This is a genomic window from Streptomyces glomeratus, from assembly GCF_021462825.1.
GTDB classification, from domain to species: domain Bacteria; phylum Actinomycetota; class Actinomycetes; order Streptomycetales; family Streptomycetaceae; genus Streptomyces; species Streptomyces glomeratus.
In genome coordinates this window covers 363012-377822 of record NZ_JAKEEB010000001.1, presented here as the reverse complement: position 1 = coordinate 377822, position 14811 = coordinate 363012, and the positions used below count along the sequence as shown (strand labels likewise).

At 72.9% G+C, this 14811-nt stretch carries 12 protein-coding genes and 1 riboswitch; of the genes, 1 reads left to right on the top strand and 11 read right to left on the bottom strand.

What is annotated here, in order from left to right:
- Positions 1–204: 204 nt before the first annotated feature.
- The 8 genes from LZ604_RS01695 to LZ604_RS01660 all read right to left on the bottom strand — a co-directional run bounded on the left by LZ604_RS01695 (position 205) and on the right by LZ604_RS01660 (position 9749).
- Positions 205–897 carry a LysM peptidoglycan-binding domain-containing protein gene (locus LZ604_RS01695; protein WP_234511720.1) on the bottom strand — a complete coding sequence of 231 codons (693 nt, stop codon included), beginning with the start codon at positions 895–897 and terminating at the stop codon, positions 205–207.
- Positions 898–901: 4 nt separating this feature from the next.
- A riboswitch (cyclic di-AMP (ydaO/yuaA leader) is annotated at positions 902–1067 on the bottom strand.
- Between the two features lie 198 nt (positions 1068–1265).
- On the bottom strand, positions 1266–2351 hold the full coding sequence (locus LZ604_RS01690; RefSeq protein WP_234511717.1) for a LysM peptidoglycan-binding domain-containing protein: 1086 nt from the start codon (positions 2349–2351) through the stop codon (positions 1266–1268).
- A 178-nt stretch (positions 2352–2529) separates the two neighbouring features.
- On the bottom strand, positions 2530–3849 hold the full coding sequence (locus LZ604_RS01685) for a cytochrome P450 family protein (RefSeq protein ID WP_234511715.1): 1320 nt from the start codon (positions 3847–3849) through the stop codon (positions 2530–2532).
- Between the two features lie 58 nt (positions 3850–3907).
- Entirely contained in the window at positions 3908–4984 is a 1077-nt protein-coding gene (locus tag LZ604_RS01680) for a nucleoside triphosphate pyrophosphohydrolase (protein WP_234511713.1), read from the bottom strand.
- A gap of 88 nt (positions 4985–5072) precedes the next feature.
- A complete protein-coding gene (locus tag LZ604_RS01675) occupies positions 5073–5726 on the bottom strand; it encodes a SurA N-terminal domain-containing protein (RefSeq protein WP_234511711.1) in 654 nt (217 codons plus the stop codon).
- 139 nt (positions 5727–5865) lie between these two features.
- Positions 5866–6693, bottom strand: a complete 828-nt coding sequence (locus LZ604_RS01670; RefSeq protein WP_234511708.1) for a glycoside hydrolase domain-containing protein — start codon at positions 6691–6693, stop codon at positions 5866–5868.
- 321 nt (positions 6694–7014) lie between these two features.
- Entirely contained in the window at positions 7015–8796 is a 1782-nt protein-coding gene (locus LZ604_RS01665; RefSeq protein WP_234511706.1) for a peptidase M16 family protein, read from the bottom strand.
- On the bottom strand, positions 8793–9749 hold the full coding sequence (locus LZ604_RS01660) for a hypothetical protein (RefSeq protein WP_234511703.1): 957 nt from the start codon (positions 9747–9749) through the stop codon (positions 8793–8795). The genes LZ604_RS01665 and LZ604_RS01660 overlap by 4 nt, the downstream gene beginning before the upstream one ends.
- Before the next feature lie 272 nt (positions 9750–10021).
- On the opposite strand from LZ604_RS01660, the gene LZ604_RS01655 reads away from it, so the two are divergent.
- Positions 10022–10465 (top strand): hypothetical protein, encoded by a 444-nt coding sequence (locus LZ604_RS01655; protein ID WP_234511701.1) that lies wholly within the window; start codon positions 10022–10024, stop codon positions 10463–10465.
- Positions 10466–10479: 14 nt separating this feature from the next.
- Here the strand turns inward: LZ604_RS01655 and LZ604_RS01650 are convergent, their stop codons facing one another.
- From LZ604_RS01650 to LZ604_RS01640, 3 genes are all read right to left on the bottom strand, one after another.
- Positions 10480–12003, bottom strand: a complete 1524-nt coding sequence (locus LZ604_RS01650; protein ID WP_267970790.1) for a serine/threonine-protein kinase — start codon at positions 12001–12003, stop codon at positions 10480–10482.
- On the bottom strand, positions 12000–12551 hold the full coding sequence (locus LZ604_RS01645; RefSeq protein ID WP_234511697.1) for a hypothetical protein: 552 nt from the start codon (positions 12549–12551) through the stop codon (positions 12000–12002). The genes LZ604_RS01650 and LZ604_RS01645 overlap by 4 nt, the downstream gene beginning before the upstream one ends.
- A 118-nt stretch (positions 12552–12669) precedes the next feature.
- A complete protein-coding gene (locus tag LZ604_RS01640; protein ID WP_234511695.1) occupies positions 12670–14694 on the bottom strand; it encodes an N-6 DNA methylase in 2025 nt (674 codons plus the stop codon).
- Positions 14695–14811 lie beyond the last annotated feature (117 nt).

Genomic DNA, 14811 nt, shown 5'->3' with positions numbered 1-14811 from the left:
TTCCCACGCGGAACAAAGACGGGGTGGCGAAGAAGGGGCGCGGAGGCAAAAAGCCCCGCTCCGGCGCGTACGGGGGAACACGCACCGGAGCGGGGAGCCCGTGGGGACGGGGGGCGGTCCTCACGCGGCCCCCGCTGCAGGGGGCCGCGCCTGTGAGGGCACTGTGGGCCGGCCGACGGTCGGCCGTCAGACGCCGGCCGGCTGTCACTGCAGGTGCAGCTGCTGGCCCGGGTAGATGAGGTCGGCGTCCTCGATGATGTCCTTGTTCAGCCGGAACAGCTTCTCCCAGCCGCCCTGGACGTGGTGCCGCTCGGCGATCGAGCCGAGGGTGTCGCCCTTGACGACCTTGTACTCGCCGTCGCCCTTCCGGACCTTCTTGCCGGCCGGGGTGGTGACGGTCTTCCGCGGGGCCGGGCGCTGCGTGGAGCGGTTGGCCGCGTGCCGCTCGGTGGAGCGGGTGGTGGTGCTCTTCGCGGAGCCGGCGCTGCTCGAGCTGCCGGTGGAGGCCGCGGCACCGTTGTAGGGGGCGCCGGTCAGACCCGTGCCGCAGACCGGCCAGGCACCCTTGCCCTGGCCCGCGAGGACCTTCTCGGCGACGGAGATCTGCTGCGCCTTGGAGGCCAGGTCGGCCCGCGGGGCGTAGGCGGTGCCGCCGTACGCGGCCCAGGTCGAGTTGGTGAACTGCAGGCCGCCGTAGAAGCCGTTGCCCGTGTTGATGGACCAGTTGCCGCCGGACTCGCACCGGGCGACGGCGTCCCACTGGGAGGCGGTGGCGGCGGAGGCGCTGCCGGCCGCCATCAGCGGGGCGGCGACGGCGGCGCCGGTGACACCGGCGAGCGCAATGGCGCGGACGGCCTTGGACGGACGGCGGTGCTTACCCTTGCCGGAACACAGCATGGTTCGATCCCCTCACCGACGCCTGCGAGGTGAGCTGTCGGGTTCGGGCCGGTTGAGTTGCCCGGCCGCGCACCTCTCGGCGCGCGGCTCCACCCCTAGCCGCCCCGGTCGACTCCCGGGTGCGGCACCTACCTTGGGTCCCCCGCTCCTGCCTACGGCGCTTGACGCGACGACTGTTCCCGTACGGCCGCTGGCAGGATTCGGCGTTGCGACCGTCGGGGCCCGCTGTGGCGAGCGATCACGACCGTAAGCAGTCGATCGACGGAATTTCAAAGACGATCAGGGCTTATGAGACTCATATCTCACTCTCGCCAAACCGGACATTCAGCGCGAAGCAGGGCGTGAAGTGCCCCCGGCCAGAGGCGAGTTCAGGACTGGTCCCCGGTCGGCTCGGTCGCCAGCGCAAGGCTCTGACCGGGAAGGATGAGATTCGGGTCGGCGCCGACCGTCTCCTTGTTCGCGTCATAGAGGGCGGCCCATCCGCCTTTGACGTCAAGGGAGTCGGCGATCGCCGACAGATTGTCCCCGGGGCGGACGGTGTACGAGTCGTCGGCGGCGTCCCGCGCGGCAGTGGTGCCACGCGAGGCGTGACGGCCGTCCGAGTCGCCGGTACGGCCGTCCTCGGCACCCTCGTCGGCACGGTCACCCCGGTGGCGGCCGGCACCCGAGGTCTCGCCCGCACCCGAAGGCGCCCCGCTCTGCCCGGACTTGTCCGCATCCTCGCGCTTCGTCGTGGCCGTGAGAACACCGAGCAGACTCTGCGAATCGCGCTCGTCGCCGCCTTCAGTGGAGTCGGTGGCCGACGTCGAGGGCGAGGACGAAGGGGACGAGGGGGACGGCGAGGAGGACGATGTGGACGAAGAGGACGAGGGTGACGACGGAGACGCGGAGGAGGAAGACGGCGAGGAAGACGAGGACGGAGCCGAGGCGGACGGCGTGGAGGACTCCGATGAACGGGACGGATGAGACGAGTTGGATGACTGGGACAGTCCGTCGCCCATACCGGAGTACGAGGACGAGAAGGAGCCGCCACCGGAGGAGTCACCGGCCAGGCCCGTGTCGACGCCCGCGGCGCCCGAGTCCTTGCTCAGTCCGGACACCAGGCCGCAGGTGCTCCAGATGGAGACACCCCGGTCGTCGAGGATCTTCTCGGCGACGGCGATCTGCTGCGAGCGGCTGGCCTGGTCGGGGCTCGGGGCGTAGTCGAGACCGCCGTACCTGTCCCAGTCCTCCTGCGTCAACTGCAGTCCGCCGTAGCGGCCGTTGCCGGTGTCGGCGCTCCAGGTCCCGCCGCTCTCGCACTCCGCGACCCGGTCCCAGGTCGCACCAGTGGCCGCACTCGCACCGGTGGCGCCGAGGAGGGGGATCGCGATCGCTGATCCGGTCACCCCTGCCGCGACGAGGAGAGCCGGAGCCTGGCGGGGGCGACGGTGACGACCGTTCCCGGAGAGCATGCGGTTGCCTTTCACACGACAGCAGTGACCAACGCGGTGGCCTTGGCGTACCGCCGCGTTGCTGCGTGAACGTATAACCAGTCGATCACTTGTCACAAGTTAATGCAGCGTAGATCACGTGAAGATTACGGAGTTGAGGAAATGTCATCTTCCTGTGACCGTCGGCGTGTCCGCCACCTCACTTCGCCGTGCCGCCGATATGCCGAGGATCTTTTTCCGGAGCCGGGGTGAACTCCACAGGAAGCGTGCGCAATCCGCGCATAATGAGCCCTCCGCGCCAGCGCAGATCGGCAGAATCCACCGCGAGTCGCAGGTCGGGTAGACGGGTGAGGAGCGTGGCGAGGGCGGTCTGTCCCTCCAGCCGGGCGAGGGGGGCGCCGAGGCAGTAATGGATGCCGTGCCCGTAACCGAGGTGCTGGTTGTCACGGCGGGCGAGGTCGAGGACCTCGGGGTCGGCGAACCGCTCCGGATCCCGGTCCGCGGCGGCGAGCACCACCAGAACGGGGTCGCCGGCGGCGATGTCCTGCCCGCCGATGGTGAGCGGCCGGGTGGCGAACCGCCAGGTGGCCAGCTCCACCGGGCCGTCGTAGCGCAGAAGTTCCTCGACGCCGGTGGCGAGGAGACCCCTCTCGCCGCGCACCAGCGAGGTCTGCAGGAGGGCCCGCTGCCCGGGGTGGGTGAGAAGGGCGTACATGCCGTTGCCGATGAGGTTGACGGTGGTCTCGAACCCGGCGAAGAGCAGGATGAAGGCCATGGCGGCGGCCTCGTTCTCGGTGAGGTGCTCGCCGTGGTCGAAGGCGCGGATGAGCCCGGAGATGAGGTCCTCGCCGGGTCCGGGGGCGTCGGGCAGCGCCTCGCGCTTGCGGTGGATGAGGTCGGCGAGGTAGCCGCGCATCTTCTTCACGGACCGCGCGACCCCGCCCCGGGGACCGCCCTGGTGCCGGATCATCATGCCCGCCCAGTCGCGGAAGTCGTCCTGGTCCTCACGGGGGACACCGAGCATGTCGCAGATCGCGTAGATGGGGAGCGGAAAGGCGAACTCGTGGATGAGATCGGCACAGCCGCGGCCGGCGAACCCGTCGATGAGCTGATCGGCCAGCTCCTGCACGCGGGGCGCGAACTCGGCCACGCGGCGCGGAGTGAACGCCTTGGAGACCAGCCGGCGCAGCCGGGTGTGGTCCGGCGGGTCGATGTTGAGCAGGTGCGTCATCAGCTCGGCCTTGCGCTCGCCGGGGATACCGGTCTTCCCCTTGGCGTGCGCGGGCTCGTCGTGATGCGCCGGGTTCTTGCTGAGCCGCTGGTCGGCGAGGGCCTGCTTGGCGTCGGCGTACCGGGTGACCAGCCAGGCCTCCACACCGCTCGGCAGCCGCGTCCGGTGCACGGGGGCGTGCTCGCGGAGCCAGGCGTAGGCGGGGTAGGGATCGGCGGCGAACTCCCAGGTGAAGAGTTCGGGGGCGGGGGTGGAAGAGGGGCAGGCGGGCGGGTGCTGGTCGGTCACTCCTCGACGGTATCCACGCCCGCTCCGACCCGCCCCGTCAGGGCCCGGAGGGCCTGCCTCAGTCCGTCCCTAGCCCCTCGGCATGGGTCCCGAGCCCCTCGGCGTCCGGCCCGGGCTCCCCGCTCGCCGGGCCCAGCCCCTCGGCGGCCCGTACGGCGTCGCGGTAGGCGCGGGCGGCGGCTCTCAGGGCCGCCTCCGGGTCCACCCCCTCCGCTTCCGCCTGCGCGGCGAGCGCCAGCAGTTCGTAGCCGATGCCCTCGCCCTGCGGCAGCGGCACCTCCAGGCCGGCCGAGCGCACACGGGACGACAGCTTCGCCGCGAGGGCCAGGCCCGGCTGCCCCAGGGGGACGCCCTCCGTCACCGACGTGCGCTGCTTCTCGATCGCCTTGGTGCGCAGCCAGTGCTCCTTGACCTCCTCCGGCGTCGTCGCGGTCGCGTCGCCGAAGACGTGCGGGTGGCGGTGGATCAGCTTGGCGACGATGCCGCCCGCCACGTCGTCGATGGAGAAGGGCGCCTGCGGGTCCTCCTCGGCTATCCGGGCATGGAAGACGACCTGGAGCAGGACGTCGCCCAGCTCCTCGCGCAGCTCCTCCCGGTCGCCCGCCTCGATCGCCTCGACCAGCTCGTACGCCTCCTCGATGCCGTACTTGGCGAGGCCCTGGTGGGTCTGGAGCGAGGACCAGGGGCACTCGGCCCGGATACGGTCCATGACCTGCACCAGGTCGAGGAGGCGGGAGCCCGGAAGGTCGTACGACGCGGGGAGCAGCTCCAGCTCCGGCATCCGCGTCCGTCCCGAGCCCGCCAGGCGGGCCAGGCCGTCGGTGAGGCGCGGCTCGCCCTCGCCGGTCGCGACGACCACCACCGTGCGGCCGCCGGCGCAGGCGTCGACCAGCTGCTGCGCGGTCGGGGCGCCCTCCTCGACGGTGATGCCCGCCTCGCGCAGATATGGCAGCTGCGGGTGCGCGCCGTCCGCGCACAGGACCCGGTCGGCGTCGCGCAGCGCCTGCCACGCGGGCCAGGACAGCAGGCCGGGCGCGACCCGGTGGCTGGTGGTGAGCAGGACGACCCGGCCGGTGGCGGATGTCGCCGCGTCCCGGCCCTGGTGGGAGGCGCCTTCGAAGCTGGTTGCGTTCACCCTTCGAACGTAACCCACGGCGCCCACGCGCCCCGAAGTTTTCCACAGGCCGGTGGACGGTCCTCCGAGCGCCGGCGCCGCGTCCCCGCTACGCCGCCTGCCGTTCCCCGGCCGCCGTGACCTCCTTGACCCAGGGTGTCCTCGTGTCCACCCGGCTGCTCTTCTGCACGTCCCAGCTGCCGTAGCGCGGGTTGAGGTCGATGTTCAGTTCCTCGGACGCCCGCGCCATCGCCTTCCAGAACACGGCCTTGCCGTCGGCCGTGGTCATGTCGGCGCCGAGCGCGGCGGCCAGCTTCTGCGCCTCGACCTCCGTGCGGAGGTTGTCGTCGATGCGCCGGGGAGCCACCCCGTACTGGTCCAGCCACACCGACTTCAGCGCCGTCGCGCCGCCCGCCTGCTGCTCGAGGCCGGCCCGCAGCCGGCCGACGTCCCGGCGGGTGACGGACACGCCCGCGTCCGCGGCCGCGCGGTCCAGGACCCGGTCGAGGACCATGCCGCGGAGCGTGTCGCGGGTGAGACTGCTGGTCCGGGCGATCGTCTGCTGGTACTGGCTGTCGTCCGGGATGGCGGCGCGCTGGGCCGTGCGCACCTCCTTCACCCGGCCCTCGAGCTGGGCGACCGTGATCCGGTCCCCTCCGACCACGGCGGCGGTACCCGGGTGCTCGGTGCCACCGCACGCGGTGAGGACAGGGGCCGCGACGAGGGCGGCACTGACGACGATCACGGTGCGACGGCGGTGCAAGGTGGCCTCCCGAGGAGATTGTGCGACGGTGCACAAGGTCTTGCGGAGATCGATGGTAGGCAGTGGCCCAGCTCTGGCCAACCCGTACGACCAACGATTCACCGGGACTTCGGGCACCGTCGCGCGCCCACGCCGCTCGTCAGCCGGTGATGGCGACCGGTGCGTCCCATGCGTCGCGGTCCACGGTGAGCGTGTAACCGCCGCGGGTCTCCTTGCTGTTGACCATGTACTGGTGGCCACGGCTGTGGTTGGTGTACTGGGTCGAGCCCCACGGCCAGTCCGCGGTGGTGGTGTAGTTCTTGTCCCACAGGGCGTACCAGAGGTTGCCCGGCAGGTCGGTCTTGTCCTTCGCGGTGGCGATGGCCTTGGCGCTGGAGCTGGTGAAGCCGTAGAAGCCGGCGCGGTACGTCTTGACGCGCAGCTGCTTGTCGAAGGCGCGCACATACGTCAGCACGGCGTCGTTGCACGACGTGTTGGTGGTGTCGTACGGCTCCATGTCGAGGTAGATCGGGCTGCCGGCCTTGATGCCGAGCGCCGACGCCTTGGCCACCGCGTCCGAGGCGTCGCTCGTCCCGAGCGAGGCGGCGGTGGCGGCGGTGAGCTTCTCGGGGTTGGAGCTGGTCTGGCAGGGCGGCTGGGCGCCGACGTAGATCGGGATCAGCTTCCAGCCGACGGAGCTGACCGACTTCACCCAGGAGGCGGTCAGGTTCGGCTGGCTGCAGCCGCGGTTCTTGCCGCCCACGTACACGGCGGCGGCACCGTAGAAGCCGTCGTGCCAGGCCTTCATCGCGGACAGCGACGGCGCGGTGCAGGTGTCGAAGGCGCGTCCCGTGAACGTCTTCTGCGCCGGCCAGGTCGTCGCGGCCATGGAGGTCTGCGCCGCGATCCCGGCGCCCGCGACCACGGCGGCACCGGCCACCGCCCACGAGATGTACCTGAACTTCCTGGACTGCCGATGCCCGGCCATCCCCACCCCTGATTCACGACAGGCGGCACGCGCGGGCGTGCGCCGGAAGAGAGTTCCCAAGCCCCGGTGGCGGCGCCTGTCCGGCGTCGCCCTGTCCGTGGCGGCATGGCGCACGGAGGTCCGGGGATGGCTGAAACCTACACCTGCGCACGGAGCTTCGGCACCCGGGGCGGCCCCTTCCGCACGGACCGCCGAGCCCCCGCGCGCCGGCCGGCCGGAGTTCCGCGGCATATGCCGGGTGTGCGCCAGGCCCGGCAGGGTTCGCCGGGCGGCCAAAGTGCGCCAAATCCGCCGGGTGGCGTCAGACTCGCCGGGTGCGCGTCAGACTCGCCGGGTGCGCCGCAGGATCCGTACGGCGGGCCAGGCCAGCAGGGCGGCGACGCCCCACAGGAAGCCCGCGATGGCCGCCCACTCGCCGGTGCTGGTCTCCGGATCGCCGGCGCCGAACACCGTGAACAGCAGGGCGAGGAAGGCGAAGAAGCCACCGAGGATGCCGAAGACGACCACCGCGGCCGTCTGCCGCCCGGTGCGCCGGGCGGGGGCGGGCCGGGCGGACGTCCCGGCGCCGGTCTCGGCCTCTCCGCCGGGCGCCGCGGCCGCCCGCGGTGCCGGCCGCTGCTGCCGGGGCGGCAGCCACACCACCGCGTGGTGCGGTACGGCCGCGTCGAGGGCCGCCATCGTGTGCGCGTCCACGCCGTACAGCCCCGGCTCCACCTCGATGACCAGACCGTCGGTGCCGACGAGCCGGCGGCCGCCGTCTGGCCAGCTCAGCATCGCGGCGCAGGCACGGTAGAGCACGGTCGCCGCACTCTCCGTCCCGTTCTTCTCCCGGGCCGTCACGCTGATGCCGTCGTCACCCACGACGAGCGCCGTCCCGTCACCGCGCACCGAGGGGAACCGGCGCCCGGCCACCGTGTACGACGAGCCGGTGGGGGCCGCCGTGTACCCGGCCCAGTCCGCCGTGTGTCCCGAGGGCACCTGCATCAGGGCCGTCCCGGCCGCCTCCAGGGCCACCGCGTGCAGATGTCCCGGCGTCACGGCCCACAGCTCTGACCTGAGCTCGTCGAGGCCGCGCACCGGCCGGCCGGCGAGCAGGTCCTCCGCCGCCCCGGGCAGCCGCCGCACGGCCGCGTCCGGCGCGGTCAGCCCCCCGTCGGCCCGGGTGCGCACCGCCTCCAGGTCGGCCTGGCCGATCCGGCCCACCTGAAGCCCGGCGAGGACGTCGACGAAGCCGCCGAGCACCGCGTCCTGCTTGGCGGGCAGGGCGTCCGCGAAGGCGGTCACCAGGGCAAAGCCGTCGCGGCGGGAGGCGTAGTCGGTGGCCGCCGTGTAGGAGTAGCCGCCCTCCTGGCGCAGTGCACGGGAGAGTTCGCGCTCCAGGACGCCCGTGTACAGCCGGGCGGCGGTGGTGTCCGTGACGACGGCGTCCAGCAGGACGCCGCCCGTGCCGTCGGAGAAGTAGGCGGGGCCGCCGGGCAGCGCGGAGGTGACGGCGGGCATGGGGTGGCGCGCGCCGGCGGGCAGCCTGAGGGACAGCCCGGCCGGCAGGCGTTCCCCGGCGACCCACAGCACGGCGTTGCCCCGGGTGAACCAGGTGGCCGCCCACGCCCGTACGTCGTCCGGACCGAGGTTCCTGACGCCCCACTCCGGATAGCTGACCAGGCCGTATCCCTGGGCCCCGTAGCGCCAGAGCGGAAGCGGGCCGACGTCGCGCCGGGACTCCTCGGTACGCAGGATCTCCTTCTCGGTCTCCAGGCGCTCCATGGGCAGGTCGGTCAGGGAGGCGCAGACACCCTGGAGGTAGGCGACGACCTCGTGCTCGGCTCCCTCCACGTGGAAGTGGGTGAAGGCGGCCTTGGTCGCGCCGTTGAAGTGGTAGTCGGCCAGGCCCTGGCGGTGCAGGGCGAGGTGCTCGACGAGGTGGGTGATCCCGGCCCGGCCGAGCGTCTCGTCGGCGACCCCGACGCGGAAGACGAGTCCGGCGCGCACGGGTCCCGTGGCGTACGCGAAGAGGGTGGGTATGCCGTCGACCTCGGTGGGGTGGATGGCGGCCTGGGGGTTCATCTTCGGCCTCTGTTCGGCGTGTTCGTCATGGCGGGTCATCCTCGGGCGAGGGCGGCGTCGCGGTGTTTGACGTAGGCCGCGGCGGCGTCGCCGCCCAGGTCGGCCCACGGGTACTGGGAGGCGAGGTTGCCGAGCGCGCGGAAGCAGGCGGCGGCCCGTGCCAGGTCTCCCGTGAGGGAGAACAACGCGGCGAAATAGCCCTGGACGACGACCCAGCCGTAGTCGCGCCGGAAGCCGGGGTGGAGCGCGGACCGCTCGGCGGCCTCGACGAGTTCGGCCCGCACATGGCCCTGGCGCAGATACTCCTCGCGCTCGCGGCCGCGCAGGGCGAGCCAGTGCTCCATGTGCACCTCGGCCACCAGTCCGCCGCTCAGAGCGCCTTCGGGAGCGCCCAGCAGACACTCCCGGGCAAAGGCGTGGGCCGCCTCCCAGCTGCCGCCCCACTTGGGGCAGAGCTGCTGGAGCAGCCGGCCCTGCGCACTGAAGTGGTGCGGGTGGTGTGCGGCCAGCCGGTCGTAGCGGCGCCGCGCCTCGTTCTGCCCGAGTTGCAGCCCCATGGCCGTGGTGAGGCGCTCGGCCCAGGCCGCGTCGGACGACGGATCGAGCGCGGTGGCCCGGATCAGCAGTTGCTCGGCCTGCCGCAGGTGCGCGTGCAGTCCCGCGAACTGCTCCCGGCTGACCTGTTTGGCGGGCGCCGCGGTCCGGATCTCCCAGCCGATGCGCACCTCGCGGCTGCCGAGGACGGTGAGGGCGAGCACGTCGTCGGGGGCGGCGGCGAGGATCTCGCGCATCCACCCCTCCACTCCGTCCACCTCGGCGAGCACCCCGACGGCGAAGCCGCGGTTCGTCTCCCGCGGCAGCCCGTCGAGGTACTGCCGTATGGACACCCAGTCCCGCGCGGTGGCGGCCTGACGCAGCCAGGTGACCTCGGGGAAGGCCGAGGCGATCTCGAAGTCGGGAGGCGGCGGCGAGGAGGCGGAAGCGTGGGACATGCGGCGGATCCTAGGCGAGGCACCCGACCGCATGGCCCGCCGGGGGAAACCGCGCTTGGGCAGGGGCGATCACAACCGCACCTTGACCGCCCGCCTAGTATTCGTTCACCTGTCGTTAACCATCCCTCCCTACCGTCCCGCCGTCTCGATCACGTGTCGTGATCCGCGCGCCGCTCTCGTCGGCACCGTTCACCGATGTCCCGCCCAGCGCCCTCGTACGCGCCCCGGCAGCCCGCGCGGCCCCACGTCTCCTCTCACCTCCAGGAGTCCTCATGGCCCTCAACGCCCGCCGCGCCAGGCAGCTTCGGGAAGCCGCCGCCCCCTTGCTGCTCCAGGGCGAGGAGATACAGATGACGACCCTCGCGGGCGTCGGCTCGGTCTCCGTGCGCAGGCAGGCGCTCACCGCGGCCGTGGTCGGCGTGCTCAGCGCGGGCACGGTGATGGCCACGGTCACGCCCCGCCCGATGTACCTGGTCCTGACCGACCAGCGCGTGCTCTTCTTCGACGGCAACCGCGGCGGCAAGCCCGGCAAGCTCCTGCTCAACCTGCCGCGCCCCTACATCTCCGCGGGCGGCTCGAGGAAGGCGTTCCTGGGCCTTCAGTACGTCACCCACCTGTCGATGGCCGGCCAGGAGAAGGGCCTCAAGGTGACTTTCCCGGTCCAGCACCGCGGGGACGGGCCGCGGTTCGTGTCGGCGCTGCCGGTCACGCGCTGAGGGCCGCGGCCGCCTCAGCCGCGGACCTGCCCCAGCCACTGGAGGGTCCGCCGGATGTCCACGGCCAGCGGATGGCCGGGGCCCCGCAGGCGGTCGACGTCGTGCAGAAGCCGTACGAGGGTGTCGTGGGCGGCGGCGCGATCGCCGAGGGCAAGCAGCAGGTGCCCGATGCGGCGGCGGACGTCATGGGCGAGTTCCGGGTCGCCCGCGACGTACTGGTTCTCGTAGTACGGCAGCAGCGCCCGGTACTCGGCGAGCGCGGCCGCCGGTTCGCCGAGCTGCTCCAGGCACTGTGCGACCTCGTAGCGGAAGCGCAGTGCCTGGGGGTCGGCCTGGCCCGCCTCGGTCGCGCGTTCGTCGGCCAGGCGGCGCAGTTCGGGCAGCGCGCGCCGGTACTGGCCGTCGTCCATGAGGGTCGCCGCGTACTGCTTGCGCAGGGTGCGGACGACTGTCGAGTGCTCGCCGTGCCGGGCGGCCGCGGCCGGGAGGATCGCGCCGAGGATGTCCACCGCCTGGGTGATGCGGCCCTCGCCGAGCAGGCGTTTGACCTCGTCCACGGCGCCCGCGACATCGGGTTTCTCGACCGCCGGCGCGGCCTGCGGCTGGGGCGCCGGAGTCCGCGCCCGGTCCGGCCACGGGGCATGCGGGCGCAGAAAGGGGCGCGTGGGGTCGAGAGGGGCTCCCGAGGGCATGCCACGTGCGGGGAGGAGCGGGAGCAACTGCTCGTAGGTCTCCTGCGCCGAGGCCGGGCGGTGCTGCGGGTCCTTGGCGAGCAGACGCAGCACGAGCGCCTCCAGGGCCTCGGGCACTTCGGGGCGCAGTCGGCGCACCGGCAGCGGGGGCTCGTAGAGGTGGCGGTGCAGCACGCCGAGCGCGGTCGAGCCCGCGAACGGCACGTCACCGCTGAGGAGCTCGTGCATGAGCACGCCGAGCGCGTAGAGATCGGTGTACGGGCCGACCGCGCCGCCCATCGCCTGCTCGGGCGCCATGTAGGCGGGTGAGCCGATCGGGGAGCCGGTGTGGGTGAGACGGGTCGTGTCCGTGTCCATCACGGATGCCACACCGAGGTCGAGGACGGTGACCGTGCCGTCCTGTTTGACCATGACATTCCGCGGCTTCAGATCGCGGTGGACGATCGGCACCGCGTGCACGGCGGACAGCACGGCGCACAGTTGCGCGGCGACGGCCACCACCCACGGCCAGGGGTACGGGTCGTGCTCGGCGAGATGGTCGGCGAGGTCGGCCCCGTCGACGTACTGCATCACGAGGTACAGATCCTCGCCCTCGCTGCCCGCGTCGTGGACGGTGACCAGACCGGGGTGGTCGACCTGCGCGGTGACACGGCACTCGCGCAGGAACCGGCGGCGCAGTTCGTCGGCCTCCTGGCCCGCGACCTTGTCCGGCCGCAGCAGTTTGACGGCCACACGCCTGTCCAGGCGCTGGTCGTACGCCGTCCAGACCTGGCCCATGCCGCCCTGGCCGATGAGCGTGGACAACTCGTAGCGGTCCGCGACGATGCGTCCGGTCGTCGCGCTCATCTGCCGTCCTCGTGTCTGCGCAGGTAGTCGCTCAGCTCGTCGAGTTCGGCCCGGACCTGGTCGATGCGGGCGGGCGCGGGGCGCTGTGGTTGCCGGGGCGGCGGCGCCGGTGTGTACGGGGGTGGCGGGGTCTGCGCCGGCGGGGTGTAGGGCTGGACTGCGGGGTAGGCGTAGCCCGGTGGCGCATAGGCGGGGGGTCCCGGGGGCGTCGGGCCGGTGGGCGGCAGGGCGCGGTGGTGACGTATGTCGAACACCACGAAGTACGCCCCGCTGACGGCGCCGAGGAGGAGCACGGTGGCGAGCGCGATGTCGCTCCGGTGGTCGCCTTCGGGGACGGAGCCGACGACCGCGAGGCACCCGATGGACACGGGCATGCTGACCCAGGCCAGCAGCCAGTCCACCCCTCTGCCCCGCAGCAGCGCGACCCGGAACAGCGGGAGGCACGCGAGGAGTCCGCAGCTCAGGAAGCCGGCAATGGGAAACAGCACCCGCAGGGTGATGACCGTGCCCGAACTGCGGGTGGGCGGCGCCGCGCCGTGGCCGTACATGACTGCTCCCGGGACCGGATGAGGACGGACGTACGAGTGTCGAGGTCCGAGCGTATAGCCCGACCCCGACAGACGGTTTCCGGTTGTGTGGAACCGTAGTCGTACCGGCCCGGTGCCGTCAGTCCGGTGCGACCGTGCCGTCCGTCAGTCCGTCGTACAGACCGCGGACGAGTTGTTCGCCGAGGCGGCCGGCGAGGCGCAGGGCGTCCTCGAACCCGGCCAGCGCCCGGAAGCGCTCACCGTAGCGGCGTTGCCGGTCCAGCGGGAGCCGGGGCAGCTGGAGACGGCGTACGTCGAGCCGGGTCGCGGTGGAGGCATAGCTGCTGGCCTGGCGGTTGTTGGCGGTGCCGCGCAGGAAGCCGGCGAGGAACCAGGGGTCGAGCGCCGCCGGGTCCGGGCGCAGCAGGGTCAGATTGCGTCCCAGCGCGGCGCCCGCGGTCGCCGCGTCGATCACGCGCGCGACGGCGCCGCCGCCGAGAACGGGCACGACCACATCGCCCTCCGCGACGAGGACCGGTTCCTCCCCGGTCCCGGGCAGGGTTCCGGAGGGTGCGGTGCCGGCGAGCACGTCGTGGTCGGTGAGCACGCGCGTGTGGGGGCCGTTTCCGCCGGTACGCATCACCAGGTCGCCGCTCCGGGCGAGTTCGCCGACGGTGGTGAGCGGCCAGCGGGGCTGGTCGGCGGTGTCGTGCGCGGACGGGTTGAGGTCGACGGTGAGCCGGAGGGTCTCGTCGAGGCGTGCGCGCAGGGCCGTGAGCTCCTGTGCCCCGCCGCCGACCGCGGGCGGCGGGAGATGGCGGGCGGGGGCCAGGTCCACGTCGTCGTCGAGGAGTTCGATGACCGGTACGGAGCGGCTCACCCCCGGCACCTCCGGCGCGGTGCCGGTCCGGGCGAACAGGCGCCAGGCACCGAGAACGGCGTCGCGCACGGCCGCCCAGTCCGGGCCGCCACGGCCCTCAGGCACGGACGCGCCGGCGTCCGTGAGCAGCAACTCGGGCTGCCCGGGCGCCTTCTCGGGGCGCCGCAGCACCCACAGGTGCAGTGGGATGTTGTACGGGGGTGCCGCGCCCACCGGCAGGGCGATCACGGCGCGCAGGGCGCCGCGGCGCAGCAGATCTGCGCGGATGCGGCGGCCCGAGCGCCGGGAGGCGGCGGCCGGCGGCATCAGCAGCACGGCGGTGCCGCCGTCCTTCAGGCGGGCCAGCGCATGCTGCACCCAGGCGAGTTCGGACTCCGTCCGGGCCGGGAAGCCGTACTCCCAGCGGGGATCGTAGGCGAGTTCGTCGTGGCCCCAGTTGCGCTCGTTGAACGGCGGATGGCACAGCACGGCGTCCGCCCTGAGGGCGTCGAACGCGTCGGCCCTGAGGCTGTCGCCCGCGGCCGTGCGGACGACGCCCTTCGTGTGCAGCGCGAGGCGCAGGCCGGTGAGCGCGGCGAGCCCGGGGTCGCTGTCCTGGCCGTGCAGCTCCTGGCCGGGCGCGGCGGCGAGGGCACGCAGCAGGGCGCCGGTGCCGCAGGCCGGGTCGAGGACGCTGCGGGCGGGCCCCGCGAGGTCGGCCATCAGTGCGGCCAGGTCGGCCGGGGTCAGCGTGTACTGGCGCGGATTTGCGTCGAGGTGCCGGCCGAGCAGGAACTCGTACGCCTGCCGTGGGCCCAGTTCCTCGGCGAGGTCCGCGGCACCGCGCAGCAGCGGGACCGACGGGAGCAGCTCCGTCGGCGTCGGGAAGGGCACGGCGGCCCCCCGGAGCACGCCGAGGCGGGGAGTGAGCACCTGCTCCAGGGCGGTGGGCAGCAGCTCGGCCAGGCGGGCGTCGGAGCCCCCGCTCGCCTCCTGCCAGACGGTGAGCCGGTCGTGGACGAGCACGAGGACGCAGCCCGCGTGGACGAGGGCCGTGACGGGTCCCTCCGGGTGGCCGGCGATCTGCTGCCACACTCGCTCCCGCAGGGGCACCTCGGCGAGCTTGCCCTGCCGGCGCAGCCAGTCCTCGACCTCGGTGAGCGCGAAGGAGGGGCTGGTCTCCGTCCCCCCCACCGGCTTGGGGAAGTCGGTATGGCGACGGCGCCAGTTGCTGACGGCGGCGCGGCCGACCCCCGCGAGCCGGGCGATTCCGGCGGCGGTCACCTCTGTCCCGTTGTCCTGCACCGCCCGGCTCCCCTCTGCCCTGTCGGCCTGTGGCACAGAGCATACCGAGATGCGCAAGATCCACCCCTTCACGCGCGTGTACCGATGCGTTCGCCGCCCTCTTGTTGACTCGGTTCA

Bases quoted from the DNA above. Each gene is read 5' to 3' on its own strand.
- LZ604_RS01650 (WP_267970790.1), bottom strand. From the start codon at position 12,003: ATGAGCGCGACGACCGGACGCATCGTCGCGGACCGCTACGAGTTGTCC.
- LZ604_RS01690 (WP_234511717.1), bottom strand. From the start codon at position 2,351: ATGCTCTCCGGGAACGGTCGTCACCGTCGCCCCCGCCAGGCTCCGGCT.
- LZ604_RS01695 (WP_234511720.1), bottom strand. From the start codon at position 897: ATGCTGTGTTCCGGCAAGGGTAAGCACCGCCGTCCGTCCAAGGCCGTC.
- LZ604_RS01660 (WP_234511703.1), bottom strand. From the start codon at position 9,749: ATGTCCCACGCTTCCGCCTCCTCGCCGCCGCCTCCCGACTTCGAGATC.
- LZ604_RS01665 (WP_234511706.1), bottom strand. From the start codon at position 8,796: ATGACCCGCCATGACGAACACGCCGAACAGAGGCCGAAGATGAACCCC.
- LZ604_RS01670 (WP_234511708.1), bottom strand. From the start codon at position 6,693: ATGGCCGGGCATCGGCAGTCCAGGAAGTTCAGGTACATCTCGTGGGCG.
- LZ604_RS01655 (WP_234511701.1), top strand. From the start codon at position 10,022: ATGGCCCTCAACGCCCGCCGCGCCAGGCAGCTTCGGGAAGCCGCCGCC.
- LZ604_RS01645 (WP_234511697.1), bottom strand. From the start codon at position 12,551: ATGTACGGCCACGGCGCGGCGCCGCCCACCCGCAGTTCGGGCACGGTC.